Genomic DNA, 25,746 nt, shown 5'->3' with positions numbered 1-25,746 from the left:
CGGATGCAAATTTGCATTTCATGGAGATTAAAATGTGGGAGCGAGCCTGCTCGCGATGGGGCCTTCAAGCCAGCAACATTTCTCGCAACGCCACGCAATCGGCTGCATGCCAATCAGTCAATTCCGGCCACGGATTATCCGGCAGATTCACCAGCACCGTCCGCGTCCCCGCCGCACGCCCGCAATCCAGATCGAAGCGGTAATCACCAACCATCACCATTTCGCTCGCCGGCACTTGCCAGGCTTCGGCCAGTTTCAGCAATCCACCAGGATGCGGCTTGGGCGGTGCTTCATCGCGGCCCAGTACATCCTCCACCGCAAAGCAGTCGGCCAGGCCGATGGCCTCCAGCGTGACATGCGCCAGCTCGCGGGCATTGCGCGTGAGAATGCCCAGACGATAACCGCGCCCGGCCAACTCACGCACCAGTTCCACCGCGCCCGGTGCCGGCTTCGAACCCAATGCCAGATCCCGCTCGTGCTCCAGCAGCCACGCGTGTTTGGCCGCCGCTTCATCAGCCGGCAGTGCCGCGAGATGGGTAAGGATGTCGTCTTCGGCGGGAATCGCCAACGCCACGCGAATCGCCGCGAAGTCATGCACGGCCACCGTCAGGGTGCCGTCCATGTCGAACACCCAGTGCCGCACCTCAGCCAGGCTCATGCCCAATCCTTGCGATGACGAATCAGGCCTTCCTGAGTGACCGAAGCCACCAGTTGCCCGGCACGGTTGAACACGCTACCACGGGAGAATCCGCGCGAATTGCCGGCCCACGGACTGTCCATGGCATACAGCAACCAGTCATCGGCGCGCAGGTCGGCGTGGAACCACAATGCGTGATCAAGGCTGGCGACCTGCATGTCTTTCTGCCAGACCGATTTGCCGTGGGGCAGCATCGAGGTGGTCAGCAGACCGAAGTCCGAAGCGTAGGCCAGCAGGTATTTGTGTAGCGCAGGGGTGTCAGCCAAGGCACCGTCGGCACGGAACCAGACGTATTTGATGGGATCGGCAGGCTGCGGGTTGTAAGGGTCTTTTTCGGTCACCGGTCGGACTTCGATCGGTTTCGGGCACAGCAGTTTTTCGCGCATGTGCTCAGGGATCAGGTGCGCGCGCTGCTGGGTGAGCTCCAGCTCCGACGGCAGGTTTTCCGGGCCGACCACTTGCGGCATCTCAGTCTGGTGCTGAAAGCCTTCTTCGTCGTACTGGAACGAGGCGCTGCAGGTGAAAATCGGATTGCCCTTCTGGATCGCCGTCACCCGACGCGTGCTGAAACTGCCGCCATCACGCACCCGATCGACCTGATACACCACCGGCAATTTGGCGTCGCCCGGGCGCAGGAAATAACCGTGCATCGAATGCACATGGCGCGCCGGCTCGACGGTCTGACTGGCCGCCGACAGGGACTGGCCGAGTACCTGGCCGCCGAACAACTGACGAAAACCCAGGTCCTGGCTGCGGCCACGGAACAGGTTTTCTTCAATCGGTTCCAGGGTCAGCAGGTCTACCAGATCTTCCAACACTTGGCTCATTCAGACTCTCCTCACACAACGCAATGCCGCGCAGTCTTGGCTGCGGCGGTCGATTCAGTTTATGGCCCGGTTCAACATGAGGGCCATTGTAAACGTCCGCGCCTGCTTATCCATGCAAGGTTTGCAGCCATTGCTCACGGGTGATGCGGTACAACACGTGCGGGCGCAGCGGATGATCGGCTGCAAGCCGCGGGTGCTCGAAGTCATCGGCAGGGGCATGGTGCATGCCGATTGCTTGCATGACTTTCTCGGATGGCAGATTGGTCTTGGTGGTGAATGCGACGACCTCTTGTAGCGCCAACCGGTCAAACCCGCAGCGCAGAGCGGTCCACGCCGCTTCGCCGGCATAACCCAGCCCCCAGTGCTCACGCGCCAGGCGCCAGCCGATTTCGATGGCCGGCGTGAATGGCGCATCGAAGCCGACCACACCCAGCCCGGTAAACCCGATGAACGCCCCGGTGTCCTTGCGCTCCAGTGCCCAGAGGCCGAAACCGTGCTCGGCAAAATGCCCGCGAATCCGCCCGATCAACGAGGCACTTTCCAGTCGACTCAAGGGTGCCGGAAAATAACGCATCACTTGTGGATCGGCGCACATCGCCGCAAACGCCGGTAAATCCTCGTCACGCCACTGCCGTAACAACAGTCGTGCGCTTTCGAGCTCCAGTATCGGCTCCATCTCGTCCCCCTTTCCTATCCCGCAAGTCTACATCGCTGGTAGGCACTGCACGAAAACTGCCTGCGCGACGATCATGCTGCGTTAAAAACAGGCTCGGAATGCTCATTTAGGTCCCCTAAACTCCGCGTCCTCGCCTGTTTTTGCCTTGCCTGATCGCCGCTCGGCGAGTTTTCATACAGACCCTAGGATCCTTCACTCATTCCTACATGCCTTCCTGTATAAATCAGCCATGCCCCTGCCATTGATCTACCACGAAGACTACAGCCCCGAGTTCCCGGCGGATCACCGCTTCCCCATGGACAAGTTTCGCCTGCTGCGCGATCACCTGGTGGACAGTGGCCTGACCCGCGACACCGACTTACTGCGCCCGGACCTCTGCCCAGCGGAGATTCTCGCCCTCGCTCATGACCCTGCGTATATCGAACGCTACATGGACGGCGAATTGTCCCGCGAAGATCAGCGACGCCTCGGCTTGCCCTGGAGCGAAGCGCTGGCCCGGCGCACGGTGCGAGCGGTCGGCGGCTCATTGCTGGCAGCCGAACAGGCACTGGAGCATGGTTTGGCCTGTCACTTGGCCGGCGGCACTCATCACGCACATTACGATCATCCCGCCGGGTTCTGCATCTTCAATGACCTGGCGGTGATCAGCCATTACCTTCTGGAAAGTGGCCGAGTAAATCGCGTGCTGATCTTCGACTGCGATGTGCATCAGGGTGACGGGACTGCACGGATTCTGCACAACACTCCGGAGGCAGTGACCGTTTCCCTGCACTGCGAAAAGAATTTTCCTGCACGCAAAGCCGAAAGTGATTGGGACATTCCGTTGCCGATGGGCATGGGCGATGCCGATTACCTGAAGGTGGTGGACGACGCACTCAACTATTTGCTGCCGCTCTACCAACCGGACCTGGTGCTGTACGACGCTGGTGTCGACGTGCATAAGGATGACGCACTGGGTTATCTGAAGCTGACAGACGAAGGCGTCGCCGCTCGCGATGAAAGCGTGATGCGCCATTGCCTGGGCCGGGATATTCCGGTTGTCGGCGTGATCGGCGGCGGCTACAGCAAGGACCGCAAAGCCCTGGCGCGCCGCCATGGAATCCTCCATCACAGCGCCCAACGGGTCTGGCAGTCATCAGGTTGTCATTGATTTGTGGGCTTTACCCACAATGCCTGTGGAACCGCCTGTGGATAACCTGAGTGAAAGGGTCTGCAGGCCATGCTGCCTATAGCGTGCAACGGAGTGGTTGTTTTTTGATCAGCTCTTGAACACACCAATGATCCCTGTGGGAGCGGGCTTGCCCGCGATGAGGCCGGTACATTCAACATCATTGTTGCCTGACAGTCCGCTATCGCGGGCAAGCCCGCTCCCACAGTTATTGTGTACTGCTAGAATGCGCGGCTACTCCGCCATACCGCAGCTCTCGCCATGACCCAGCCCTCCACTTCCCTCCCCCCTCACGTCGCCATCATCGGCGGTGGCCCCGCCGGTTTGATGGCGGCTGAAGTGCTGAGCCAGGCCGGGATCAAAGTCGACCTGTACGACGGCATGCCTTCAGTGGGGCGAAAATTCCTCCTCGCCGGGGTCGGCGGCATGAACATCACCCACTCCGAGGCCTACCCGGCGTTCCTCTCACGCTATGCCGAACGGGCACCGCAGATTGCGCCGCTGTTACGGTCCTTCGGCGCCGAAGCGTTGTGCCAATGGATTCATGACCTGGGCATCGAAACCTTTGTCGGCAGCTCCGGCCGGGTGTTTCCCACAGACATGAAAGCCGCACCCCTGTTGCGTGCCTGGCTCAAACGCCTGCGCGATGCCGGCGTAGTTATCCACACCCGCCATCGCTGGCTCGGCTGGGATGACAACAGTGACTTGCGCATCGACAGTCCCGAAGGCGAAAAAACTGTTCAACCCGACGCGACCCTGTTGGCGCTCGGCGGCGGCAGTTGGTCGCGCCTCGGTTCGGACGGTGCCTGGATGCTGCCAATGGAACAGCGTGGTGTCGGACTGGCGCCGTTGCAACCGAGCAATTGCGGCTTCGAGGTGCAGGCGTGGAGCGAATTGATGGTCAGCAAATTCGCAGGCAGTCCGCTGAAAAACATCGCCATTGGCCTCAATGACGATGTGCCGCGACTCGGAGAATGCGTGATCACCGCCACCGGGATTGAAGGCAGTTTGATCTACGCCCTGTCGGCACCGATCCGCGAAGCGATCAATCAAGATGGTTCGGCAACCATTCACCTAGACCTGTTGCCGGGCAAGCCTGTGGATAAAATTCAAACTGCACTGAGCAAGCCTCGCGGCTCCCGCTCCATGGCCAAACACCTGCACAGTCAGCTTGGGCTTGATGGCGTGAAAGCGGCGTTGCTGCGAGAGCTGACACCGGCCGACTACTTTACCGATCCGGCATTGCTGGCCAAGGCGATCAAGGCATTGCCACTGACGCTGGTGAAAACCCGGCCATTGGACGAGGCCATCAGCAGTGCGGGGGGCGTGATGTTCGAGTCGATGGATGAACGTTTGATGCTCAAGCAACTGCCCGGCGTGTTCTGCGCGGGTGAAATGCTCGATTGGGAAGCGCCGACCGGCGGCTATCTGCTGACCGCGTGTTTCGCCAGTGGGCGAGCGGCTGGGTTGGGGATGGTGGAGTGGTTGCGGCGCAAGGATTGAAGACCGAGGCGCGTCCATCGCGAGCAGGCTCGCTCCCACACTGATCGCATTCTTTCTGAAAGAACTCGCTCCCACACTGGATCTTCATGTAGCGCAGATCAAAGTGGGAGCGAGCCTGCTCGCGATGACGGCTTAACAGGCGCCGCAGCTAATCAAGGCTTACGCTTACGCGGCCCGGTATTAAACACCGGCACTTTTCGCACAGGCTTGATCGAAGGCTCCGGCGCCGAAGCATCCCCGCTCTCAACCCACTTGCCCAAATTGCGCTTGCCGCCACTGGAGGTCTTGGGCTTCTTCGGTTTTTTCGGCTTCTTTACAACCTGACCGCTGGCATCAGTATCCGGCACGCGGTGCTCAGGCTCGAAGTCCTGTTCCATCTGGCGAGTCAACGTCTGACGGGTCAACATCTCGATGGCTGACAGCTGATTCACCTCATCGGCGCACACCAGCGAAATAGCCTGCCCGGTTGCGCCCGCACGACCAGTACGACCGATGCGGTGGATGTAGTCCTCCGCCACGATCGGCAGGTCGAAATTGACCACCAATGGCAAATCTTCGATATCCAGACCACGGGCGGCAACGTCGGTGGCTACAAGGATCTGCACTTCGCTGGCCTTGAAACGATCCAGTGCCCGCTGACGGGTCGCTTGAGGTTTGTCGCCGTGGATGCCGTCGGCGTTGATACCCAGGCCCTGGAGTTTTTCCACCAGCGCGTCTACGCCGTTACGGGTCTTGGCGAATACCAGCACCTGCTTCCATTTGCCCTTGCGCATCAAGTGAACAAACAGCTCCGACTTGCGCTTCTTGTCCACCGTCACCACCCATTGCTTGACGGTGTTGGCAGCGACGTTGCGCGGACTGACTTCGATGCTCAGCGGGTCGTTGAGCATTTGCCCGGCCAGCGTGCGGATAGCGTCGGAGAAGGTCGCAGAGAACAACAGCGTCTGACGTTTCTTCGGCAGCGCTTTATAGATATTCCCCAGCTCTTCGGAAAAACCCAGATCGAGCATGCGATCGGCTTCGTCCAGCACCAGGGTTTGCAACTGGTTGAACTTGAGCGCGTTCTGGCGGAACAGGTCGAGCAAGCGGCCCGGGGTCGCCACCAACAGGTCGACGCCTTTGCGTAGCTTCATCATTTGCGGGTTGATGCTGACGCCGCCGTACACCGCGTACGTGCTCAACGGCAGATTCTCGGCGTACTGACGCACGCTTTCGTGAACCTGCTCAGCCAACTCGCGGGTTGGCACCAGGATCAGTGCGCGCACCGAGTTGGCGCTGACTTTCGGCCCTTCCATGGCCAGCAATTGCAGCAGCGGCAAGGCGAAACCGGCGGTCTTGCCGGTGCCGGTCTGGGCTGCGGCCATCAGGTCACGACCGGCCAGCACCGCCGGAATCGCTTGTGTCTGCACCGGCGTAGGGGTCTGGTAGCCGAGCGTCTCGAGAGCGCGCAGCAAAGGTTCGATCAGGCCAAGGGTGGCGAAAGTCATGGGAGTACCGTAGGAAAATTCAGCGCGATTGTGCAAAGAGTGTGCAAAACGAGTGTGCAATGGCGCGCAGTTTACCCTAATTCGCTCGGGATTCTGTCGGCACAACTACCGCAGGCCGATCGGCACCTCGGCGCCACTGCGGCAACCCGATCAACACCACGGCACTGATGATCACTGTCATGGCCAGCGCTTCTTCAATACCAATGGTCTCGCCAACAAATACGATACCCAGCAACACCGCCACCGCCGGGTTGACGTAGGCATAACTGGTGGCCGCCGCCGGACGCACATGTTTCAACAGGTACATGTAGGCGTTGAAGGCGATGATCGAACCGAAGATGGTCAGGTACGCCAGCGCCGCCCAGCCTTCGATCGGCGGCATGGCCTCAAGATGCTCACCGCTCACCGCGCTGCCGATCAACAACACCACGCCGCCCACCAGCATTTCCACCGCGCTGGCCATCGCACCCTGCGGTAACGGCAAGTGTTTGCTCCACACCGAACCGAAAGCCCATGACGCTGCCGCGAACACCAGCAATGCCGCGCCCAACGGGCTCGATTGCAAATTGGAACCGAGGTTGAGCATGGCGATACCGATCAGCCCGAGCACAATCCCGGCCCATTCGAGACGGGTATTACGCGCGCCCCAGAAATATCCACACAACAAAGTGAACAGTGGCACCGTCGCCACCGCCAACGCGGCAACGCCGGAGGCGACACCGGTGTGTTCAGCCACGCTCACTGCACCGTTACCGCACGTGAGCAGCAAAATCCCGATAATCCCCGCCGCTTTCCACTGCGCCCACGTCGGTGCCGGCGCCCCGCGCCAGCGCAGGAACGCGTACATCAATGTACCGGCGATCACGAAGCGGATACCGGCGAGCAACAACGGCGGCCAGTACTGCACGCCGATTCGAATCACCAGGTAGGTCGATCCCCAAATCACGTACAGCGCGAAAAAAGCAGCGATCAGCGGTAAGGAAAAACGGCGTATGCCAGGCATGGGCAGCTCGAGAACAAGACAAAGAGAGCAGCTATTCTAGAAAGGCCAACGGCAGAAAATAAGTTACAAAACCTGTTTATCGCACCGGTACACTTTTCAAAACACGGAGTTCAGCGCTATAAACCATGCTTTCGAAAGTCAGCCTTTTTTCAGGAATGCCATGATGGACAAATACGACCGCATGCTCCTCAGCGCCCTGTTGGAAAACGGTCGTGCGTCCTACGCCGAGTTGGCGCGCAAGGTGAACCTGTCCGCTCCGGCGGTGGCCGAGCGCGTGGCCAAACTTGAGGGCTGCGGGGTGATCACCGGCTACCAGGCGAAAGTCGACATGGCCAAACTCGGTCTGCCGATCCAGTGCGTCATCGAACTGCGCCTGAATCAGCACGGCAACCAGAAAACCTACGACGAACTGATCAAAATCCCACAACTCACCGAATGCCATCGCGTCACCGGCGACCCGTGCGTGATCATGCAAGCGGCGGTGGGCTCGATGCCGGAGCTGGAGGAGTTGATCAACCGGATTGCCACGTTCGGATTCAGCAAGACCTCGATCGTGCTGTCCAGCGCCATCGAGAAGCGTGTGCCGCTGGGGCAGTTGGAAGGGAATGGCAAATCGTGATGTTGCACGGCCCCTGTGGGAGCGGGCTTGCCCGCGATAGCGGACTGTCAGTCAACAAAGATGTTGAATGTGATGGCCTCATCGCGGGCAAGCCCGCTCCCACAGGATTTGTGGTTGGTCTTAAAACCCACGATTTATCATTCAACATTAATGTCGACTGACACACCGCTTTCGCGAGCAAGCCCGCTCCCACACTCAATCTGCGGCGTACTCAGAACCCACGATACCGCTTCAAATGCTCATTGATCTTCGCCGCCGGCACTTTCTGCAAACTGACGAGCAGGTCATGGGACAACTCCCGCAGCCCATGCTTGCGCCGCAACTCTTCGGCCAAATGCGCCGTCAGGTTGGCCGCCATTTCGGCATCGGCCATGGCCCGGTGAGCCTTGCCGGTATTGGGCAGGCTGGCGAAAGTGGTGAGGGTGCCGAGTTTGTGGTCCGGCGCGGCGGGCATCAGGCGGCGGGCGAGTAACAGCGAGCAGGCAAAGTTCTGCAAGCGTGTGCGTTTGATTCGCCCGAGCTCGTAGTCCCAGAACTTCTGGTCGAACGCAGCGTTGTGCGCCAGCAGCGGTGTGATGCCGACGAATTCATTGACCTCGTTCATCACCTGCTCGGCCGAGGGCGCGGTGCGCAGCATGGCGTTGCTGATGCCGGTGAGTTGCTCAATAAAGGCCGGCACCCGCACGCCAGCGTTCATCAGGCTTTGGTAACGCTCGACAATGCGCCCCTGTTCAAGAATCACCACGGCAATTTCCGTGGCCCGGCAGCTGCTGCTCGGGGAGAGTCCGGTGGTTTCAAAGTCGATGACTGCTATGCGTTCCAAACCTGTTTCAACTCCGTAAAAATCAATTCTTGAGCAGCAACGCGCCTTCGATCGGCACATAACGACTGGCGGCGCGGATCAGCGAATTGGCGGTGAGACCGGGTACGCCATAGGCCACCGCTTGCACACCGTGCTTACTGATGATGCGCTCCAGCAGCATGTCGAAATCACCGTCGCCGGAGGCCAGCACCACTTCGTCGACATGGTCGGCGGCGTCCATGATGTCGAGGGTGATGCCCACGTCCCAGTCACCTTTGGCAGAACCGTCGCTGCGCTGGATGTAGGGCTTGAGCTTCACGATGAAACCGAGATTGCGCAGGATCTGCTGAAACTGCTGCTGCTTGCTGTCGCCACGATCGATCGCATAGGCATAGGCCTCGACGATCTGCCCTTCTTTACTGACGTCAGCCCACAGCGCGGCGTAGTTGAAGTGGCAACCATAAGCCTGACGCACGGTGTAATAGAGGTTCTGGACATCGGCGAACACTGCGATTTTTTTCACCGTACATCCTCATTAGCGTGCCGAAGCGCGGGCAGGATCAGGCACCAGGCCCGAAAAGTTGCCCAGTATGCCAGCCCGAAGGATTGTTCCGCGAATAATCGGCCATGTGGCGAGGGTGCTTGCTGTGGCGAGGGGGCTTGCCCCCGTTGGGCTGCGAAGCGGCCCCTAAAAACAGACGCCACCTCGGTGTATCAGACAAACCGAGCGTGCCGGTTTTACGACTGCTTCGCAGCCGAACGGGGGCAAGCCCCCTCGCCACAGATATCATCAGACGAAGGAGTCGTCGTCGCCACCGAAGAACGATGAGCTGTCATCGCTGTAGTCGGCGTCGGTAAAACCGCCCTGATCATAGGAGTTGTCAGCCACGCGCTGATCTTCGCCCGAGCCATTGTCACCGCTCTGATCGTTGACCTGAGCCGGTTCTTCCTTGATGACTTCAACCACTTCCGGCTGCTGATTGTGCTGGAACAGGCTGCTGATGCCCTGCGCGAGCATCACGCCACCGGCCACGCCCGCTGCCGTTTTCAATGCACCGCTGAGGAAACCGCTGCCGGCCGCCTGTTGTGGTGCGTAATTTGGCTGCGGTGCGGCACCGAAATTCTGCTGTGGCGGCTGGGCATTGAACGATGGCCGCGCCGGTTCACGCCAGCCGCCAGTATTCGACGGGGCTGCGCTTTGAGTCGGTGCAGGCTGCGGATCACGGGAGCCACCACCGAAGATGCTCGACAAAAAGCCACCGCCGGTCGCCGCTGGAGCGGCCGTCTGCGCCTTGGCCGATTGCAGTTCAGCTTGCAATTGCTGGACTTGTCGGGTGAGTTGCTTGTTCTGTTCGTCGAGGCTCTTGATGGCTGCCTCTTGCACCAGAATCGCCTGGGTCATGAAATAGCCCGCCGCTGGCTGGCGAGTCAGGTGTTCCTTGATCCGCGCTTCGGCCTGGGCGTCGCGCGGGGCTGAATCCGTTTCGGCCTGTTGCAGCCGGGAAAACAGTCCATCGATCAGGGTTTGTTCTTCGCTGTTCATGGCGACCTCATAGATTGCCGGGAAAATCGTCGCCCTCATCCACGGTGGATAAGGTGCTCACCAGTAATGGGGCTGATACAGGATGTTTCAATGACCTTTACCGAACGTTTACGTTTGCGCCCCAAAGGGTTTCATCGGTTAAAGTGAGGCACTGCTTTCAACCTGCGATACCGACTGATGAATCCGTTCGACGTACTGCGTGACTCTCTGTATTTCTTCAAGCGCAATCTGCGCCAGATCGTGCAGCTGTGCCTGCCGCTGGTGATTGTCGAGGCGCTGCTGCAACAAGTGGTCGACCACTCCACCGAGCCGGACAGTTTCCCCGGCATCAGTGTATTGGTCGGCCTGCTGGTGTATCCGCTGTACACCGCCGCACTGATCCTGTTTCTCGATGCCCGCAGCCGGGGCGAATCGCCGCGCACCCGCGACTTGCTGGCGACCTCCGCGACCCTGTGGCCGCGCTTCGCCCTGCTGACCGCCCTCAATACGCTGCTGATCCTGATCGGCCTGTCGCTGTATTTCCTGCCGGGCATCTGGTTGATGGTGACGCTGGCGTTCGGCGAGTACCTGCTGGTGCTGCGCGGCTTGGCACCGCTGGCGGCGATGAAGGAAAGCCTGCGCCTGACCCGCGGAAACTTCCTGCGCATTCTGGTGTGCATTCTGTGCGTGATGGGCCCGCTGTGGGTACTCAAGGGGGCGACGCTGGCGGTTTACCCTGATCCGCAGAACCCGGTGATCTCACTGCTGATCGACAGCGCCCACAGCTTTCTGCAACTGTTCACCAGCGTGGTGGTGTTCCGTTTGTTCATGCTGATCGCCGATGCACCCGAGAAAGCTGACGGAGCGCTCTAAGCGCTCTACCCTTGGGCTTGGGCGCTGCTCTCGGTTATGCTCGGGGTCAATTTTGTAACGCTATAAGCCGAGCCATGACCCGTCTACTGCGCTACACCCTGCTGGGCCTGCTGATTGCCATTGGCCTGATTGCATTGCTGATCTACAGCCTGACCTGGCGCCCCCAGGCCAAGGAAGTGCTGCCGGTCAGTTGCAACGCCCAGGCGCCGACGCTGGTGCCCGGCCAGGCGCTGAAGGTGATGACCTGGAACGTCCAGTATCTGGCAGGCAAGCGCTACGTGTTCTGGAACGACCTGGCCGCCGGGAACGACGAGAGCCCTACACCTGAAGACATGGCCTTCAGCCTCGACGAAGTGGCGCGGGTGATTCGCGACGAGCAACCGGACATCGTGCTGTTGCAGGAGCTCGATGACGGTGCCAAGGCCAGTGACTACCAGAACCAGTTCAAATTGCTTCAGGATCGAGTCACCGACCTGTATCCGTGCAGCACGCAGGCCTTCGACTGGAAAGCCGACTTCGTACCTGAACCGCACATCTACGGCAGTGTTGGCCGGCAATTGGCAACCCTGAGCCGCTACCAGATCGAACACGCCGAACGCCTGCAATTACCGGTCGCACCGACCCATTTCATCAGCCGTCTGTTCAAGCCGAAAAACGCCTTGCTGGTCACTCACCTGCCATTAAGCAACGGCGGCCAAATGGCCGTGTTCAACACCCATCTGGACCGTGCCACCACCGCGCTCGACGAAACCTTGCAAAGCCAGGTGACAGCCGTGGCCAAGGTCCTCGACAAATATGAAAGCCGCGGCACGCCGTGGCTGATCGGTGGTGACTTCAACCTGTTGCCGCTGGGCCAGTATCGACGCCTGTCCGCTGAACAACGCACGCCCTACTCCGCCGACAGCGCGCTGCATGTGCTGTGGGACAAATACCCGATGATCCCCACCAACAACGAAGCCAGCGGTATCGACCGGGCGCAATGGCTGACCCATTACCCGAATGACCCGGGCTTGAACGGCCCGGACCGGACCGTCGATTACCTGTTTTACAGCCCGCACATCAAACGGGTCGAAGCGCGGGTGAGACAGGACGATACGTTACGGATTTCCGATCACTTACCAGTGATTGCACGGTTTCTGTTGCCGGCAGCGCCTTAGATTTGCGGCGTTAGTGAAAAAGATCGCAGCCTTCGGCAGCTCCTACAAGGGATCGCATTCCAATGTAGGAGCTGCCGAAGGCTGCGATCTTTTGATCTTCAGCTTTTACGAGGCTTGATCCGCGCCGTCGCCTCGGCCACCAGCGGATCATCCGGCCAGTAGTGCTTCGGATAACGCCCCTTCAAATCCTTCTTCACCTCGGCATACGTACTGCGCCAGAAGTTCGCCAGGTCCTGAGTCACCTGCACCGGCCGACGCGCCGGAGACAGCAGATGCAGTTTCACCACTTGCCGGCCACCGGCAATGCGCGGCGTCTCGGCCAGGCCGAACAGCTCCTGCAAACGCACCGCCAGAATCGGCGGCTGTTCGCTGTAATCCAGACGAATCGATGAGCCCGACGGCACGCTCAAATGATGTGGCGCCAGCTCCTCGAGCCGTTGCGGCAGCGGCCAGGGCAGCAGGTTGTGAACGATGCTCGACAGGTCCAGATTGGCGAAATGACTGAGCCGCGAGACTTTGCCCAGATAGGGCATCAACCAGTGTTCGAGACTTTTGAGCAGAGCGGTGTCGCTGACATCCGGCCACTCACTCTCACCCTTGCTGCCAAGGTCCAACTGCCGCAATAACGCAACTCGTGCCTGCCACTGACGCAGTTCCGGAGTCCACGGCAACAGCTCCAGACCTTTGCGTCGCACCAGGTTCACCAGCGCCTGACTGCGGGCGCTTTCGTCGAGCCCGGTCAGCGGTTCGCGACTGATGATCAACTCGCCAACCTTGCGCTGACGCTCGGCCCGCAGCACGCCTTCGCGCTCATCCCAATCCAGTTGATCGACGCAACGCACCTGCTCGGCCAGCACCGAATCAAACAGCACCGGATCGAAATCCGTCGCCAGATAAATCCGTTCTTCACGCTGGCCCTGACGACTGCCGAGATCGGCAATCACCAGCCACGGTTGCTTCATCAAGCTGTCCGCTTCAGCAAACAGCGCCGCACGACCGTTGGCCAATCGATATTCAGCGCCACCGGCCCGCCGTTGTTGGGCGACTCGGTCGGGATAAGCCAACGCCAGCAACGCGCCGAGCCAGCGCGGATGATCCGGATCGCCGACCGGTTCCGACGCTTTGCCCCGCAGGTAACCGCGATACTGCCGCGCCAGTTGCCGGGCCCGTTGAACACCACCCTGAGCGCCGCGTGCGACCCGTTCTTCGCCGGACAACAGCACCAATCGGCTGTGCAGATCCGCGCCAGCGCCACGCAAAATATCCCGTTCACCGAGCAGTGCCGCGACATCGCAGGCCATGTTCGACAGGCCGAGCGCCTGACCACGTAACAGCAAATGAGCGATCCGTGGATGCGCCGGCAGTTCGGCCATAGCCTGACCGTGCCGAGTCAGGGCGTCCCCCTCCAGCGCGCCCAAACGTTCAAGCAGATCCTGAGCCTGTGCATAAGCCGCTGCCGGAGGAACATCGAGCCACACCAATTGACTCGGCGTCACGCCCCAACGCCCCAGTTGCAAGGCCAGCCCGGCCAGATCCGCCGAGAGAATTTCCGCACTGGCGTAAGCCGCCAGTTGCTCGTGCTGATCCTGCGACCACAACCGATAACACACCCCGGGCTCCAACCGCCCTGCCCGGCCCGCGCGCTGCGTGGCACTCGCTTTGGAAATGCGCTGAGTATCCAGGCGAGTCATACCGCTGCCGGGGTCGAAACGCGGCACTCGCGCCAGCCCGGCATCGATCACCACGCGCACACCGTTGATGGTCAGGCTGGTCTCGGCGATGTTGGTGGCCAGCACCACTTTGCGTTTGCCGGCGGGCGCCGGATCGATCGCGGCGCGTTGGGCGGCGAGGTCCAATTCACCATGCAACGGGCAGAGCAAAACCTGTGTGCTCTCGCCCAGTGCATCGGCGAGTTGCTGATGCACCCGACGGATTTCCGCCTGCCCCGGCAGGAACACCAGCAGGCTACCGGTCTCATCGTTCAGCGCGTCGAGGATGGTCTGCACCACCCTTGGCTCGATGAATTCACCGGGTTGAAACGGTCGACCCCAGCGCATCGCCACCGGGTACATGCGACCTTCGCTGCGCAGAATCGGCGCATCGTCCAGCAATCCGGCCAGGCGTTCGCCTTCCAGGGTTGCCGACATCAACAGAATTTTCAGTGGCTGATCGTCACGAAACAGCTCCCGACCATTGAGGCTCAGGGCCAACGCCAGGTCGGCGTCGAGACTGCGTTCGTGGAACTCATCGAAAATCAGCAAGCCCACGCCTTCCAGCGCCGGGTCATCCTGCAAGCGCCGGGTGAGGATGCCTTCGGTGACCACTTCGATGCGGGTGTTGGGGCCGACTTTGCTGTCGAGACGAATCCGGTAGCCAACGGTTTCACCAACCTTCTCGCCCAGTTCACTGGCCAACCGCTCCGCCGCCGCCCGCGCGGCCAACCGGCGCGGTTCGAGCATCAGAATGGTCTGCCCGGCCAGCCACGGCTCATTGAGCAAGGCCAAGGGCACGCGGGTAGTTTTACCGGCGCCGGGCGGTGCTTCGAGCACGGCTTCGTGGCGTGTAGCGAGGGCTTCACGCAGGGCAGGTAAAACTTCATCAATCGGCAAAGAAATCATGCTGGCTCCCCAGGGCGTGCCCACAGTAAATTGCGAGTCGCGTTGAAGCTGTGGGCGTGCCAGGCAAGGCGCGGGACGCCGGTAAGGGTCGTTTCCTTACCAAGTCCCGCAACGCAGCATGGCGCGTCCACAGCTTCAGCCCGGAGGGCCGAACCCCTATAAAATTTATTAGCCGTCACGCGTGGTCGATCTGGAAAAAACAACTTCAATACTCAACTATCCCGGTGGGGGTGAGACGCGGCCGCAATTTACTGTGGGCACGTCCTGCCGCGGCGAGTATAACGGCGAACTGCTCGGTGTTTGTCGCGGTCCTAATTCATACAGACGCCCCTTCGTTTCCAGATGACTCAGGAGATTTCACATGCGTGCTCCCTTTCGCTTGATCGGCGGTGTATTGGTCGCGACCTTGCTGACCCAGGTAACGGCCTGCGGCTCGATTTTCTACCCGGATCGTCGCGGCCAGATCGACGGCAAGATCGACCCGGCCATCGCCGCGCTGGATGCCGTGGGTCTGCTGTTTTACATCATCCCCGGCCTGATCGCCTTTGCGGTGGACTTCGCTACGGGCGCCATTTACTTCGAGCCTGGCCGGACCGCCCAGGTGGCTCCGGAAAAACTCAAGGAAGCCATCGGTGCCGACGGCAAGGTCGATAACCATAAGTTGCAGACTATTCTCGAAGCTGAGTTGGGCCGCAGCTTCCCGCTGGACGATCCACGCCTGATCCAGCACAAGGGCAGCACCCAGCAACTGGCCATGTTCGGCCTGCAACCGGCCGCATAATTCATGCGTTCGAAGGGACACTTAAAGGAAACGCCGCACCTATGACCACCAGTACCGAACACGCCCGCCTGCTGCGGTTGGCGACGCGCGCCTCGGTGGCGGTGGCGTGCATATTGATCGTCGCCAAAGCCATCGCCTGGTGGCTGAGTGGTTCGGTGAGCATGCTCGCCGGGCTGACCGACTCGGCCCTCGACGGCATCACTTCGCTGCTCAACCTGTTGGCCGTGCACTATGCCTTGCGCCCGGCCGACGACGATCATCGTTATGGGCATGGCAAAGCTGAATCATTAGCCGGCATGGCTCAGGCACTGTTCATCGGCGGCAGCGCGGTGTTGATTACCTTGCAGGCGATCGAACGGTTGAAACATCCAGAGCCGGTGGGTGCGCCGTGGCTCAGCATCGGGGTCATTGTGTTTTCCCTCGTGCTGACCATCGCCCTGCTGATATTGCAGCATCGGGTGATCAAGGCAACCGGCTCCAACGCCGTGCGCGCCGACTCTTTGCATTACCGCTCGGACCTGCTGCTCAACGGAAGCATCCTGGTGGCCCTGGTGCTGGCCGGCTTTGGCTGGCCTCAAGTCGACCCTTGGTTCGGCCTGGGGATCGCCGCTTACATCCTCTGGAGCGCCATTCACATCGCCCGGGAAAGTTTTGCAGTGCTGATGGATGAAGAACTGCCACCGGATGTCAGCCGCCATATGCTTGAACTGGCCTGCAGCGTGCCGGGGGTTCTGGGCGCCCACGATCTGCGCACACGGATCTCCGGCAACCATTGGTTCGTACAGTTGCATCTGGAATTGCCGGGGGAATTGACCCTGTCAGTCGCCCACGGCATCAGCGATCAAGCCGCCGATGCGATTCACGCCGCCTACCCGCGAGCCGAAGTGCTGGTGCACGCCGACCCGCAGGAAGTGGTGAACGCCGCCAGGGCTCAGTAACTCACCTGATAACCGCGACTGCTCAGGCAGTTGCCCTGTGCCTGTCGGTAGGCTTGCACCACCGACGGATCCGGTTGATAGGTGACGGCGCGCGGATCGAAACCGCTCTGCTCCACAGCCCAGCGATAACACTCGTAACCGTCCCGACTGACCTCCTCTGGCGACTGGCCGTTGGCCGGATACGCCACCACGTCATAACCACTGCTCACCGGTTGCGGCTGCACGGGTGGTTCGACCACGACGTACTCCTGCGTGCTCGCCTGGTAGGCGTAATACGCGCCGGCCGCCAGGAACAACAGTGCCCCGCCGATCCACACTTCACGGGCGTAATCGGGCAAGTAGCGGACACGAATCCCGCGAGGCGGTTGAACCACCACATAACGCGGGCCTTGCGGGCGATACCAGTAACCGCCGGAATAGAAATAATCCTGGCCACGATACGGCACGCGGTAGTTGCGCTCCGGGAAGCGATCGATCACGTACCCCGGACGATACTGCGGGCCGGGGCCCCAGCCATTGCCGTGCCCATCCGGGCGACCGGGCCAGCGACGGTCATCATGACGCGAGCCCTGACCGCCAGTCTGCCAATTCCGGTTGTCATTGTTGCGCCGCGGTTCGTCCTGATAGTAGCCACGCCGGGGCTCCTGGGTCTGGCGCACGGTGTCGGGCCGGCCCTGGATCGGCAGATTGTTACCGGGTTGTTGCGGCGCTCGCTCCTGAACACTGGAGTCGTGCTGTACACGGTTCTGCCACTGGCCACCCTGAGTATTGGGATCGTGCGAGGGACGGTTCTGACGCTCGCCGCCCTGATTCTGGTCGTGGAGCTCGAACTTGCGGCTGTTATCGCCACGAATGATTTCGTTGCTCTGCTGGCGAGGCTGATTGTTACCGTCATGACCCTGACCTTTGCCCTGATGATCCGCCCCACGCTCCCCGCTATCGGGACCACGATATTGCGGCTCATCGGCCAGCGATTGCGCAGTGACACTCACACACAGCAAACCAACACCGGTCAAACGCCAGATGCGCGACTTCATGCTTTTCCTCACTGCGGGTTAGGGCCTGTACATAAGACTGGGAAAAGCACAGGCCGGTTCTGCAACAGGTTATCAGTCACACAATTTATTTATTGAGGGTTCGCTGCCAAATTCCGGGCAATAAAAAAGGGAGACCCGTCGGCCTCCCTTTGAGAACTTCGTCCGTGCTCGACGCTTATGACGTCGGCTCACCTCACGCCGTCTTCTGGACAGTGTGTAGCTCGGGGGCCGACACATCCCCGGTGGGGGTGGCGACCGCAGCTGGCCTGATTGGGCGAGCCGCACTGGACTGTTTGTCCGAGCAGTGATTCTGGTGATAAGAATAGGCCCGGAGCGACGACAGAGGATTGCGAAGATTGCTCAAATAAACATCACTTGCGCAATTTTTAACTCAGGATAGATAATCCTCCGCAATAGTTATGACAAAGGCCAGATTGATGAGCAAACTCGACCGATACGACTTGAGCATTTTGGCGGAATTACAGCGCGACGCACGCATCTCCAATCAGGAGTTGGCCGAACGCATCGGCCTGTCGCCTTCGCCTTGCTCGCGGCGGGTCAAGCAACTGGAAGACGACGGTTACATCACCCGCCAGGTCGCCTTGCTGGACCGCAAGATGCTTGGCCTGAGCCTGACAGCCTATGTGCTGATCGGCATGGACCGCCATACTCCCGAGCGTTTCGAGAACTTCGAAGCCGCCATTCGCACCTTGCCGCAGGTGCTGGAATGCAGCCTGGTGACGGGGATGGATGCGGATTATCAGCTCAAGGTAGTGGTGCCGGACATGGATCACTATCAGAAACTGCTGCTAGGGCATCTGACCCGGATTGAAGGGGTGACGAGTGTGCGATCGAGTTTTGTGTTGAATCAGGTGCTCAACAGCACCGAGTTGCCGCTGACTCATTTGCGCAGCTGAGACCCGTTTCTGTAGGAGCTGTCGAGTGAAACGAGGCTGCGATCTTTTGATTTTGCTTTTTAAAAACAAGATCAAAAGATCGCAGCCTCGTTTCACTCGACAGCTCCTACAAGAGTGCTCTGGGCGACGAATAGCTGCGGCACACTGCCGCAGGTCAATGCTCCGCCAATCCCCCATGGCGTATACTCCAGCGCCTTTTAGCCCCACCCACGCTGGAGATGTTCAATGGATCCTGCAGTACTCGAAGAGTGGATGATGACTGGACTGGTCAGCATTCTGATCATTTTCATGGGTTTCATCGTCTGGGATCTGGCGAAAAAATCCAAGGCCGGGCGCTTCGGCTCGTTCATTCTGTTCTTCGTACTGGGGCTGGGTGTGGCCGCATTCGTGATCAAAGGCGTGGTGATCGGCATGATCGAATCCGGCACTCTATAAGCGCGCTGGCACTTCCTTCCACTGGCCCTGATCGAGCCCTTCGATCGACCAGTCACCGATCCTGACCCGCACCAGGCGCAACGTCGGCAAGCCGACCGCCGCGGTCATGCGCCGTACCTGACGGTTGCGGCCTTCGCGAATCACCAGTTCCAGCCAACTGGTCGGCACGCTTTTACGAAAGCGCACTGGCGGGTTACGTGGCCACAGCTCAGGCTCATCCAGCTGTCGCGCTTCGGCCGGCAACGTCATGCCGTCGTTCAGCTCGACGCCATCGCGCAAGCGCTGCAACTGCTCAGCGGTTGGCTCACCTTCCACTTGTACCCAGTAAGTCTTGGCCAATTTGTGTTTCGGGTCGGCAATTCGCGCCTGAAGCTGACCGTCATTGGTCAGCAACAGCAAGCCTTCGCTATCGCGGTCCAGCCGCCCTGCCGGGTAAATCCCCGGAATCTCGATGAAATCCTTGAGCGTCGCCCGCCCTTCGCCGTCGCTGAATTGCGTCAGCACATCGAAAGGTTTGTTGAACAGAATCAGCTTCGGCTCGGCCGGCGGCGCTTTGGCGACACGGCGCGGGGCTGATTGCGGGTTGTTCGCGCCAGGGCGGCGAGAGACGGGACGTTGTGGACGAGACATGGGAAAAGGAACATCTAACGGTCAGGGCTGCTAATGCTAGTGCCCCAACCATCAAATGACCATGAGAACAATCAGCGGAACGGCGGCTCGTCGAAGCTGCGCAGTTTGCGCGAGTGCAGCGAGTTGAGCTCGGTGCGCAACAGATCCACCGCTTCAATGCCGATCTTCAAGTGCTGGCTGACCGCGCGTTCATAGAAGGCGTTGGCCGAACCCGGCAGTTTGATTTCGCTATGCAACGGTTTATCCGATACGCAGAGCAACGTGCCGTATGGCACCCGCAAGCGGTAACCCTGCGCGGCGATGGTGCCGCTTTCCATGTCCACCGCCACGGCGCGGGACAGGTTGATCAGCGGACGCTCCTGTGCCCAGCGCAGTTCCCAGTTACGGTCGTCGTAGGTCAACACGGTGCCGGTACGCAGGCGCTTCTTCAGCTCGTCGCCCTTCTCACCGGTGATGTTGGCCGCCGCTTGCTGCAACGCCATCTGCACTTCGGCCAAGGCCGGAATCGGAATGTTCGGCGGCACAACCCGGTCAAGAATCCCGTCGCGGCGCATGTAGGCGTGGGCCAGCACGTAGTCGCCAATGGTCTGCGACTGGCGCAAGCCGCCACAGTGACCAATCATCAGCCAGCAATGCGGACGCAGTACCGCCAGGTGGTCGGTGATGTTCTTGGCGTTGGACGGGCCGACGCCGATGTTCACAAGAGTCACGCCATGGCCGTCGCTGGCGATCAGGTGATAGGCCGGCATCTGGTAACGATGCCAGACCACGCCCGCGGCAATCGCCGACGCTTCGCCATGGTCCATGCCCTTTTCGATGATCACGTTGCCCGGCAGCACCATGCGCACAAAACGCGGATCGTTGCGCAGTTGCTCCAGGCCATGAACAATGAACTGGTCGACGTAGCGGTGGTAGTTGGTCAGCAGAATCCACGGCTGCACATGGCGCCAGTCGCTGCCGGTGTAATGCACCAGTCGGCGCAGGGAGAAATCCACCCGCGCGGCGTCGAACAGGGCCAGCGGCAGCGGGTCGGTGTTTTCCCAATCGTACAAGCCATCGGCAATGCCATCGGTCGCGGCCGACAAATCCGTACTCGGGAACACTCGCGCCAGCACCGCCGCCGTGACACCGGAGCCGGCCAGTTCATCGCCCTGCTCAACCACATACGGATACGGAATGTTCTGCTGACTGACGCCGACTTCCACGGTCACGGTGAAGTCGTGCATCAACGGGACAAGTTGTTCCAGCAGGTATTTGCGGAAAGCGCGGGGATGGGTGACGGTAACGCTGTAGGTTCCCGGCAGTTGAACCTTGGCATAGGCGCGAGTGGTCTGTGGGACTTCGCCCTGGCAAAGGTAGGTCAGACGCAACTCGGGATAACGAAACAGAGCACGCTGCTCTGCGTCCGGCTCGACACGATCCTTGAGATAACGCTTGAGCGCCTGATTCAGCGCGGTGGTTGCACGCTCGTGCAAGGCAGCAAGCCGATCCACGGCTTGCTCGGCGGTTTGAACGACAATAAACGCTTCGGTCACGATCAGCTTCCTGTGTTCTGACTTGCAGACCTTCATCTTGCCTGCATCGTCGCTTCACGGGAACAGTGGCGTGTTGGCTGCACATCAATTCTGAGACACAGATAAACCCTGTGGGAGCGGGCAAGCCCGCTCCCACAGGTTTCAGTGATGTTGATCAAATTGTTGTCAGAAACCTTGCGGGGTCGACCGGGCCACAATCGCTTCCACATCCAGCCCGCGCGGCAACGTTCCATACACCCGACCGGCCGAACCGAGGCGACTGGCAATGAAGGCATCACTGACCGCCGCATTCCCCGCCTCCAGCAACAGCTTGGCCTGAAGCCCCAAGGCGATGTCTTCGGTAAGCTGGCGGGCGCGGTATTGAATATCAGCGGTGTCCTTGAACGCGGCCTGCAATTGGCTGATGTGCGCGGCCAGGCGTTTGTCGCCATGACCGTCGCCCAACTCGCTGAACAGCACATCAAGCACGCCCGGCTCTTTCGACAATGCGCGCAATACGTCGAGGCATTGCACGTTGCCGGAACCTTCCCACGTCGAATTGACCGGTGCCTCACGATACAAACGCGGCAGGATGCTTTCTTCGACATAACCGGCGCCGCCCATGCATTCGGCAGCCTCATTGATCATCGCGGGCGCGCGCTTGCAGATCCAGTACTTGCCCACCGCTGTCACCAGTCGGGCGAATTTCGCTTCGTGCTCGTCATCCAGATGATCCAGCGCCCGCCCCATGCGCAAACTCAAGGCCAACGCCGCTTCGCTTTCCAGGGCCAGGTCGGCCAGTACGTTTTGCATCAAGGGTTGCTCGCTCAGCAACTTGCCACCAACCTTGCGGTGGGCGCAGTGATGGCTGGCCTGGGTCAACGCCTGGCGCATCAGCGCGCTGGAGCCGACCATGCAATCGAAGCGGGTCATAGCGACCATTTCGATGATGGTCGGAACACCCCGCCCCTCTTCGCCGACCATCCAGGCCAGGGCCCCACGGAATTCCACCTCGCTGGAGGCATTGGACCAGTTGCCGAGTTTGTTCTTCAGCCGCTGGATGTAGAACTGATTGCGTGTGTCGTCCGGGCGATGACGCGGCAGCAGGAAACAGGTCAAGCCTTTGTCGGTCTGGGCCAAGGTCAGAAAGGCGTCGCACATCGGCGCCGAGCAGAACCACTTGTGACCCACCAGTTCATACGCCTGACCGGGACCACTGGCGCCGACCGGATACGCCTTGGTGGTGTTGGCCCGCACATCGGTGCCGCCCTGTTTCTCGGTCATGGCCATGCCGATGGTGACCCCGACCTTGTGGGCCATGCCGACATTGCGTGGGTCGTATTCGGTGGCGAGGATTTTCGGCAACCATTGTTCGGCCAGATCCGGTTGCAGGCGCATCGCCGGGACGCTGGCGAAGGTCATGGTCAGCGGGCAACCGCTGCCGGCTTCAGCCTGACTGTGCAAATAGGTCATGGACGCGCGGGCAACGTGGGCGCCCGGTTGTGGGTCGGTCCAGGGCAAGCCAGTCAGGCCATGCTCCACCGCCGTACGCATCAACTCGTGGTAGGCCGGGTGAAATTCCACCAGGTCGACGCGATGGCCGTAGCGGTCATGGCTGACGAACACCGGTTTGTTCTGATTGGCCGCAAACCCCGCGTCCATCAGCGGCCCGCCGGCCAATGCGCCGTAAGCGTCGATCCGCGACTCGGCCCAACCGGCATCGAAACGCCGCGACCACTCCTGCAAAGGCAGGTCGATGCGATAGAGGTTGGTGCCGTCCAGCGATGGAGGCTGGTTGGTGACTTCGTGGGTTTCGGCGAACTGATGCAGGTTCATGACGGGGCTCCTTTGGTCAGCCAAGGGACTTCAGTTAAGCACCGCCCCGAGGTTGAACAAAGTGGCATATCTGCCTAACTGTCGGCGCTTTCGCCTTGCCCCGGACAGAGCACCCGCCGATAAAGCGCCGCCTGCAGATCCGCGAATTTCACCGGTTTGCTCAGATAGTCGACCAAGGTGTCGCTCGGGCAATAGGCCCGGTCCGCACTCAGGGCAATCATGAACACGGGTAATTCGGCGCAACCCGGCAAGGCGCGGATCCGGCTGCAGATCGAGGCGCCATCCAGTGGCGGCAGCTGACAATCGAGCAGCACCGCATCAACGGTTTCACGCTGCAAGTGATCAAGCGCAGCGATGCCACTGTCGGCGGTGCGCACGCGGAACCCAAGCTTGAGCAACATGCCACGCATCACCAATTGATTGATGCTGTTGTCGTCGACCAGCAACACCGTGCAGTCCTGGGGCAAACGCAGGTGGGAGGTTTGCCGGATAATCGAAGGCGCAGATTCCATCGGCAGCTCGAATTCGACGTCCAGCTGGAAGCGACTGCCGCGTCCCGGTTCCGAGCGGTGGCTCAGGCGCCCGCCGAGCAATTCGACCAGTTGCCGACAAATGGCCAGGCCAACGCCCAAACCACCGTATTCACGGGTCATCGAGCCGTCGAGCTGGAAGAAGCGTTGATACAGCGTTGCCTCGTCCAAATCGGTAAAACCAATGCCGGTGTCGATCACTGCAAAGGACAGTGCCAGCCGATCGGGCGCCACCGGTTTGCCCGTCACCCGCAGCGCCAATCCTCCGATCCGGGTGAATTTGATCGCGTTATCCAGCAGGCATTCCAGACATTGCGTCAGCTTGCCGCTGTCGCCGTGCAAGCGATCCGGCAGCCCCGGTGCAACCTCGACCTTGAAGTCCAGCGACTTGCTCGATGCATTGCCATCGAACTGCAGGCGCAAGGCCTCGACCACACCGCGCAAACTGAATGTGTCCGGGTAGACCTTGAGCTTGCCGGCCTGTAATTCGGTCAGTGTGAGGATGCCATTGACCATGCGCATCATGTCCCGCGCCGAACCGGCAGCCGTTTGCTGATATTGCTCCAGCTCAGGGTTCATCTCGACGGTCTGCATCAGCTCCAATGAACCAATCACACCGTTCATGGGTGTGCGCAGTTCGTGGGTCAGGGTGGCGAGGAATTCGTCCTTGAGCTTGTTACTGTGGGCTAGTTGCTGGTTCAGCACTTCGAGCTTCTGGCCGGCATCGAACAGCGTCTGCGCCTGTTGCTCGCGCATGGCGTTGATGCGATCGGCCAAGGCCAGGGACAGCAGCGCCACTTCGATCGCCGAGCCGATCTGGCTGGCGTACATGGTCAGGAATACGTTGGGCAAGTAACCCAACACCATCAGGGTGTTGACGATGCCACCGAGCAGGAACGCCGACCAGGCAATGATGAAATACCGTGCGACCCGCAGGCCACGCCACCAGGCGAAAATCCCGGCGGCGAAAATCACCACGGTGAAGACCAACGCCAGCAGCGTCGCCAGACGCAGGGCCAGGGCGTAACTGGTCATCAATGACAACCCGACCACCAGCGCACTGAACGCAATCAACGCCAGCAGCAAGCGGTCGAGCCAGCGACTGTGGGTGGCCGTCTGCAAGAAGCTGCGGGCGAACTGGCTGCCGAACAATCCTGAACAGCCAATGAAGAACGGCGTCGCGGCGTTGGCCCACCACGGATTGTTCGGCCAGAAATACTCCACGGCCGCGCCATTCACCGACAGCTGATACAAGCCGAACGAGGCGATATAAACGATGTAATAGAGGTAGCTGGTGTCGCGCACGCTGAGATAGATGAACAGGTTGTAGACCAGCATCCCCAGCAACACACCGTAAATCAGCCCTAGCACATAGAGCCGGACCGGCTGCTGTTCGAGGTAAGCGGTGCTCGACCACAAGGTGACGGGCGCCTGAACCGACCCTTCGCTTTGCAGGCGCAGGTACACGGTTTGCGCCTGCCCAGGCGCGAAGTTCAGATCGAACAGATAGTTGTTCTGACGGATCTCGCGAGTGGCAAACGGCAATGCATCGCCAGTCTGTCGGACCAATTGATAGTCACCGACAGCATCGGGCAAGTAGAGATCAAGGTGATCGAGGGGCGGATAGGCCAACTCCAGCAACCAGGTCTGTTGTGCCGACGGGTTGGTCGGGCGGTACTGCAGGTCGATTTTCAGCCAGAACACCGAACGCGAATAACCGGCGTTGAGCGTAGCTTTATCGTGGGGTTTGAACTGCCCGGCCGCCGCTTGCGCACGGACATCGGCGATGGTCGCCTGACCGCCCGCGTCTTCATAAACCTGCATCGTTCGGCCCAGGGGAAGGCTCTGGGTGAACTCGTCGAATTCGACGGCGCTCGCCAGGAGGGGCAAGCACAACAGCAACATCAGCAAATAGCGCATTTAAGCCCCAGCGTGGCCTGTCCGGTTCTGTCAGGAAGCCCCCCATTCCTTTTGAGTAGACGTAAAACCGGTATACCTGTTATTGGTTTGGATCCACTCTAGCATAGCCGTTGATGGCCATTGAACACCATTGAAATTTTTCCTACAAAGGCTCTAGAACAAGCGTTCCAGCTCTATACATTGAGTTAGAGCTGTTGGCTTGGTCAGGTTGTGACAATGCCTCAGTGCATAGCGATTCCTTGTGGCGAGGGGGCTT

23 protein-coding genes are annotated in these 25,746 nt (G+C 60.3%); 9 read left to right on the top strand and 14 right to left on the bottom strand.

What is annotated here, in order from left to right; genetic code table 11:
• Positions 1-64: 64 nt before the first annotated feature.
• The 3 genes from JFU11_RS22005 to JFU11_RS21995 all read right to left on the bottom strand — a co-directional run bounded on the left by JFU11_RS22005 (position 65) and on the right by JFU11_RS21995 (position 2,200).
• Positions 65-658 carry an HAD family hydrolase gene (locus JFU11_RS22005; RefSeq protein ID WP_201062088.1) on the bottom strand — a complete coding sequence of 198 codons (594 nt, stop codon included), beginning with the start codon at positions 656-658 and terminating at the stop codon, positions 65-67.
• The gene (gene tesB, locus JFU11_RS22000; protein WP_007895344.1) at positions 655-1,524 is read right to left on the bottom strand and encodes an acyl-CoA thioesterase II; all 870 of its coding nucleotides are present in this window, start codon (positions 1,522-1,524) and stop codon (positions 655-657) included. The genes JFU11_RS22005 and tesB overlap by 4 nt, the downstream gene beginning before the upstream one ends.
• A gap of 106 nt (positions 1,525-1,630) precedes the next feature.
• Positions 1,631-2,200, bottom strand: coding sequence for a GNAT family N-acetyltransferase (locus tag JFU11_RS21995; protein WP_123498613.1), 570 nt, complete (start codon positions 2,198-2,200; stop codon positions 1,631-1,633).
• A 229-nt stretch (positions 2,201-2,429) separates the two neighbouring features.
• Between JFU11_RS21995 and JFU11_RS21990 the strand changes: the two genes are divergently transcribed.
• Positions 2,430-3,350, top strand: coding sequence for a histone deacetylase (locus tag JFU11_RS21990; RefSeq protein WP_123720505.1), 921 nt, complete (start codon positions 2,430-2,432; stop codon positions 3,348-3,350).
• A gap of 279 nt (positions 3,351-3,629) precedes the next feature.
• A complete protein-coding gene (locus JFU11_RS21985) occupies positions 3,630-4,871 on the top strand; it encodes a TIGR03862 family flavoprotein (RefSeq protein ID WP_201062087.1) in 1,242 nt (413 codons plus the stop codon).
• Positions 4,872-5,023: 152 nt separating this feature from the next.
• Here the strand turns inward: JFU11_RS21985 and JFU11_RS21980 are convergent, their stop codons facing one another.
• Both JFU11_RS21980 and yedA read right to left on the bottom strand, forming a co-directional pair.
• Positions 5,024-6,358, bottom strand: coding sequence for a DEAD/DEAH box helicase (locus JFU11_RS21980; protein WP_038981420.1), 1,335 nt, complete (start codon positions 6,356-6,358; stop codon positions 5,024-5,026).
• A gap of 76 nt (positions 6,359-6,434) precedes the next feature.
• Complete coding sequence (yedA, locus tag JFU11_RS21975) at positions 6,435-7,361, bottom strand: drug/metabolite exporter YedA (protein WP_201062086.1); 927 nt, start codon at positions 7,359-7,361, stop codon at positions 6,435-6,437.
• A gap of 163 nt (positions 7,362-7,524) precedes the next feature.
• Between yedA and JFU11_RS21970 the strand changes: the two genes are divergently transcribed.
• Positions 7,525-7,980 (top strand): Lrp/AsnC family transcriptional regulator, encoded by a 456-nt coding sequence (locus JFU11_RS21970; RefSeq protein WP_201062085.1) that lies wholly within the window; start codon positions 7,525-7,527, stop codon positions 7,978-7,980.
• Positions 7,981-8,191: 211 nt separating this feature from the next.
• Here JFU11_RS21970 and JFU11_RS21965 read toward each other — a convergent pair whose 3' ends face one another.
• From JFU11_RS21965 to JFU11_RS21955, 3 genes are all read right to left on the bottom strand, one after another.
• Positions 8,192-8,803: a 3'-5' exonuclease gene (locus tag JFU11_RS21965; protein WP_007895390.1), complete on the bottom strand. Its 612-nt coding sequence runs from the start codon at positions 8,801-8,803 to the stop codon at positions 8,192-8,194.
• Between the two features lie 22 nt (positions 8,804-8,825).
• Entirely contained in the window at positions 8,826-9,305 is a 480-nt protein-coding gene (locus tag JFU11_RS21960) for an NYN domain-containing protein (RefSeq protein WP_030129509.1), read from the bottom strand.
• A 267-nt stretch (positions 9,306-9,572) separates the two neighbouring features.
• On the bottom strand, positions 9,573-10,325 hold the full coding sequence (locus JFU11_RS21955) for a DUF2076 domain-containing protein (RefSeq protein WP_201062084.1): 753 nt from the start codon (positions 10,323-10,325) through the stop codon (positions 9,573-9,575).
• 177 nt (positions 10,326-10,502) lie between these two features.
• On the opposite strand from JFU11_RS21955, the gene JFU11_RS21950 reads away from it, so the two are divergent.
• Positions 10,503-11,177 carry a YciC family protein gene (locus JFU11_RS21950; RefSeq protein ID WP_201062083.1) on the top strand — a complete coding sequence of 225 codons (675 nt, stop codon included), beginning with the start codon at positions 10,503-10,505 and terminating at the stop codon, positions 11,175-11,177.
• Positions 11,178-11,251: 74 nt separating this feature from the next.
• Positions 11,252-12,334 (top strand): endonuclease/exonuclease/phosphatase family protein, encoded by a 1,083-nt coding sequence (locus JFU11_RS21945; protein WP_201062082.1) that lies wholly within the window; start codon positions 11,252-11,254, stop codon positions 12,332-12,334.
• 98 nt (positions 12,335-12,432) lie between these two features.
• Here the strand turns inward: JFU11_RS21945 and hrpB are convergent, their stop codons facing one another.
• Positions 12,433-14,952: an ATP-dependent helicase HrpB gene (hrpB, locus tag JFU11_RS21940; RefSeq protein ID WP_201062081.1), complete on the bottom strand. Its 2,520-nt coding sequence runs from the start codon at positions 14,950-14,952 to the stop codon at positions 12,433-12,435.
• A gap of 361 nt (positions 14,953-15,313) precedes the next feature.
• Between hrpB and JFU11_RS21935 the strand changes: the two genes are divergently transcribed.
• Together JFU11_RS21935 and JFU11_RS21930 are read left to right on the top strand one after the other, a co-directional pair.
• Positions 15,314-15,733: a polyribonucleotide nucleotidyltransferase gene (locus tag JFU11_RS21935; protein ID WP_123720513.1), complete on the top strand. Its 420-nt coding sequence runs from the start codon at positions 15,314-15,316 to the stop codon at positions 15,731-15,733.
• Positions 15,734-15,774: 41 nt separating this feature from the next.
• Complete coding sequence (locus JFU11_RS21930; protein WP_123720514.1) at positions 15,775-16,671, top strand: cation diffusion facilitator family transporter; 897 nt, start codon at positions 15,775-15,777, stop codon at positions 16,669-16,671.
• On the opposite strand, the gene JFU11_RS21925 is transcribed toward JFU11_RS21930, so the two are convergent.
• Positions 16,665-17,708, bottom strand: a complete 1,044-nt coding sequence (locus tag JFU11_RS21925; protein ID WP_201062080.1) for a DUF6515 family protein — start codon at positions 17,706-17,708, stop codon at positions 16,665-16,667. The genes JFU11_RS21930 and JFU11_RS21925 overlap by 7 nt on opposite strands.
• 437 nt (positions 17,709-18,145) lie before the next feature.
• Between JFU11_RS21925 and JFU11_RS21920 the strand changes: the two genes are divergently transcribed.
• Positions 18,146-18,625 (top strand): Lrp/AsnC family transcriptional regulator, encoded by a 480-nt coding sequence (locus JFU11_RS21920; RefSeq protein WP_007894448.1) that lies wholly within the window; start codon positions 18,146-18,148, stop codon positions 18,623-18,625.
• Between the two features lie 225 nt (positions 18,626-18,850).
• Positions 18,851-19,060 carry a DUF2788 domain-containing protein gene (locus JFU11_RS21915; RefSeq protein ID WP_052967423.1) on the top strand — a complete coding sequence of 70 codons (210 nt, stop codon included), beginning with the start codon at positions 18,851-18,853 and terminating at the stop codon, positions 19,058-19,060.
• Here the strand turns inward: JFU11_RS21915 and JFU11_RS21910 are convergent.
• The 4 genes from JFU11_RS21910 to JFU11_RS21895 form a co-directional block, all read right to left on the bottom strand.
• Complete coding sequence (locus JFU11_RS21910; protein WP_123720516.1) at positions 19,055-19,690, bottom strand: pseudouridine synthase; 636 nt, start codon at positions 19,688-19,690, stop codon at positions 19,055-19,057. The two genes, JFU11_RS21915 and JFU11_RS21910, sit on opposite strands and share 6 nt — an antisense overlap.
• A 71-nt stretch (positions 19,691-19,761) precedes the next feature.
• Positions 19,762-21,261 carry an AMP nucleosidase gene (amn, locus tag JFU11_RS21905; protein WP_161794734.1) on the bottom strand — a complete coding sequence of 500 codons (1,500 nt, stop codon included), beginning with the start codon at positions 21,259-21,261 and terminating at the stop codon, positions 19,762-19,764.
• A gap of 129 nt (positions 21,262-21,390) precedes the next feature.
• The gene (locus tag JFU11_RS21900; protein WP_123720517.1) at positions 21,391-23,040 is read right to left on the bottom strand and encodes an acyl-CoA dehydrogenase family protein; all 1,650 of its coding nucleotides are present in this window, start codon (positions 23,038-23,040) and stop codon (positions 21,391-21,393) included.
• Between the two features lie 74 nt (positions 23,041-23,114).
• The gene (locus tag JFU11_RS21895; protein ID WP_201062079.1) at positions 23,115-25,490 is read right to left on the bottom strand and encodes a hybrid sensor histidine kinase/response regulator; all 2,376 of its coding nucleotides are present in this window, start codon (positions 25,488-25,490) and stop codon (positions 23,115-23,117) included.
• Positions 25,491-25,746: the final 256 nt, after the last annotated feature.

The sequence above is a fragment of the Pseudomonas sp. TH37 genome (genome assembly GCF_016650735.1).
GTDB classification, from domain to species: Bacteria; Pseudomonadota; Gammaproteobacteria; order Pseudomonadales; family Pseudomonadaceae; genus Aquipseudomonas; species Aquipseudomonas farris.
The sequence above is the reverse complement of the archived record's forward strand: the minus strand, read 5'-3'. Positions and strand labels throughout refer to the sequence as shown.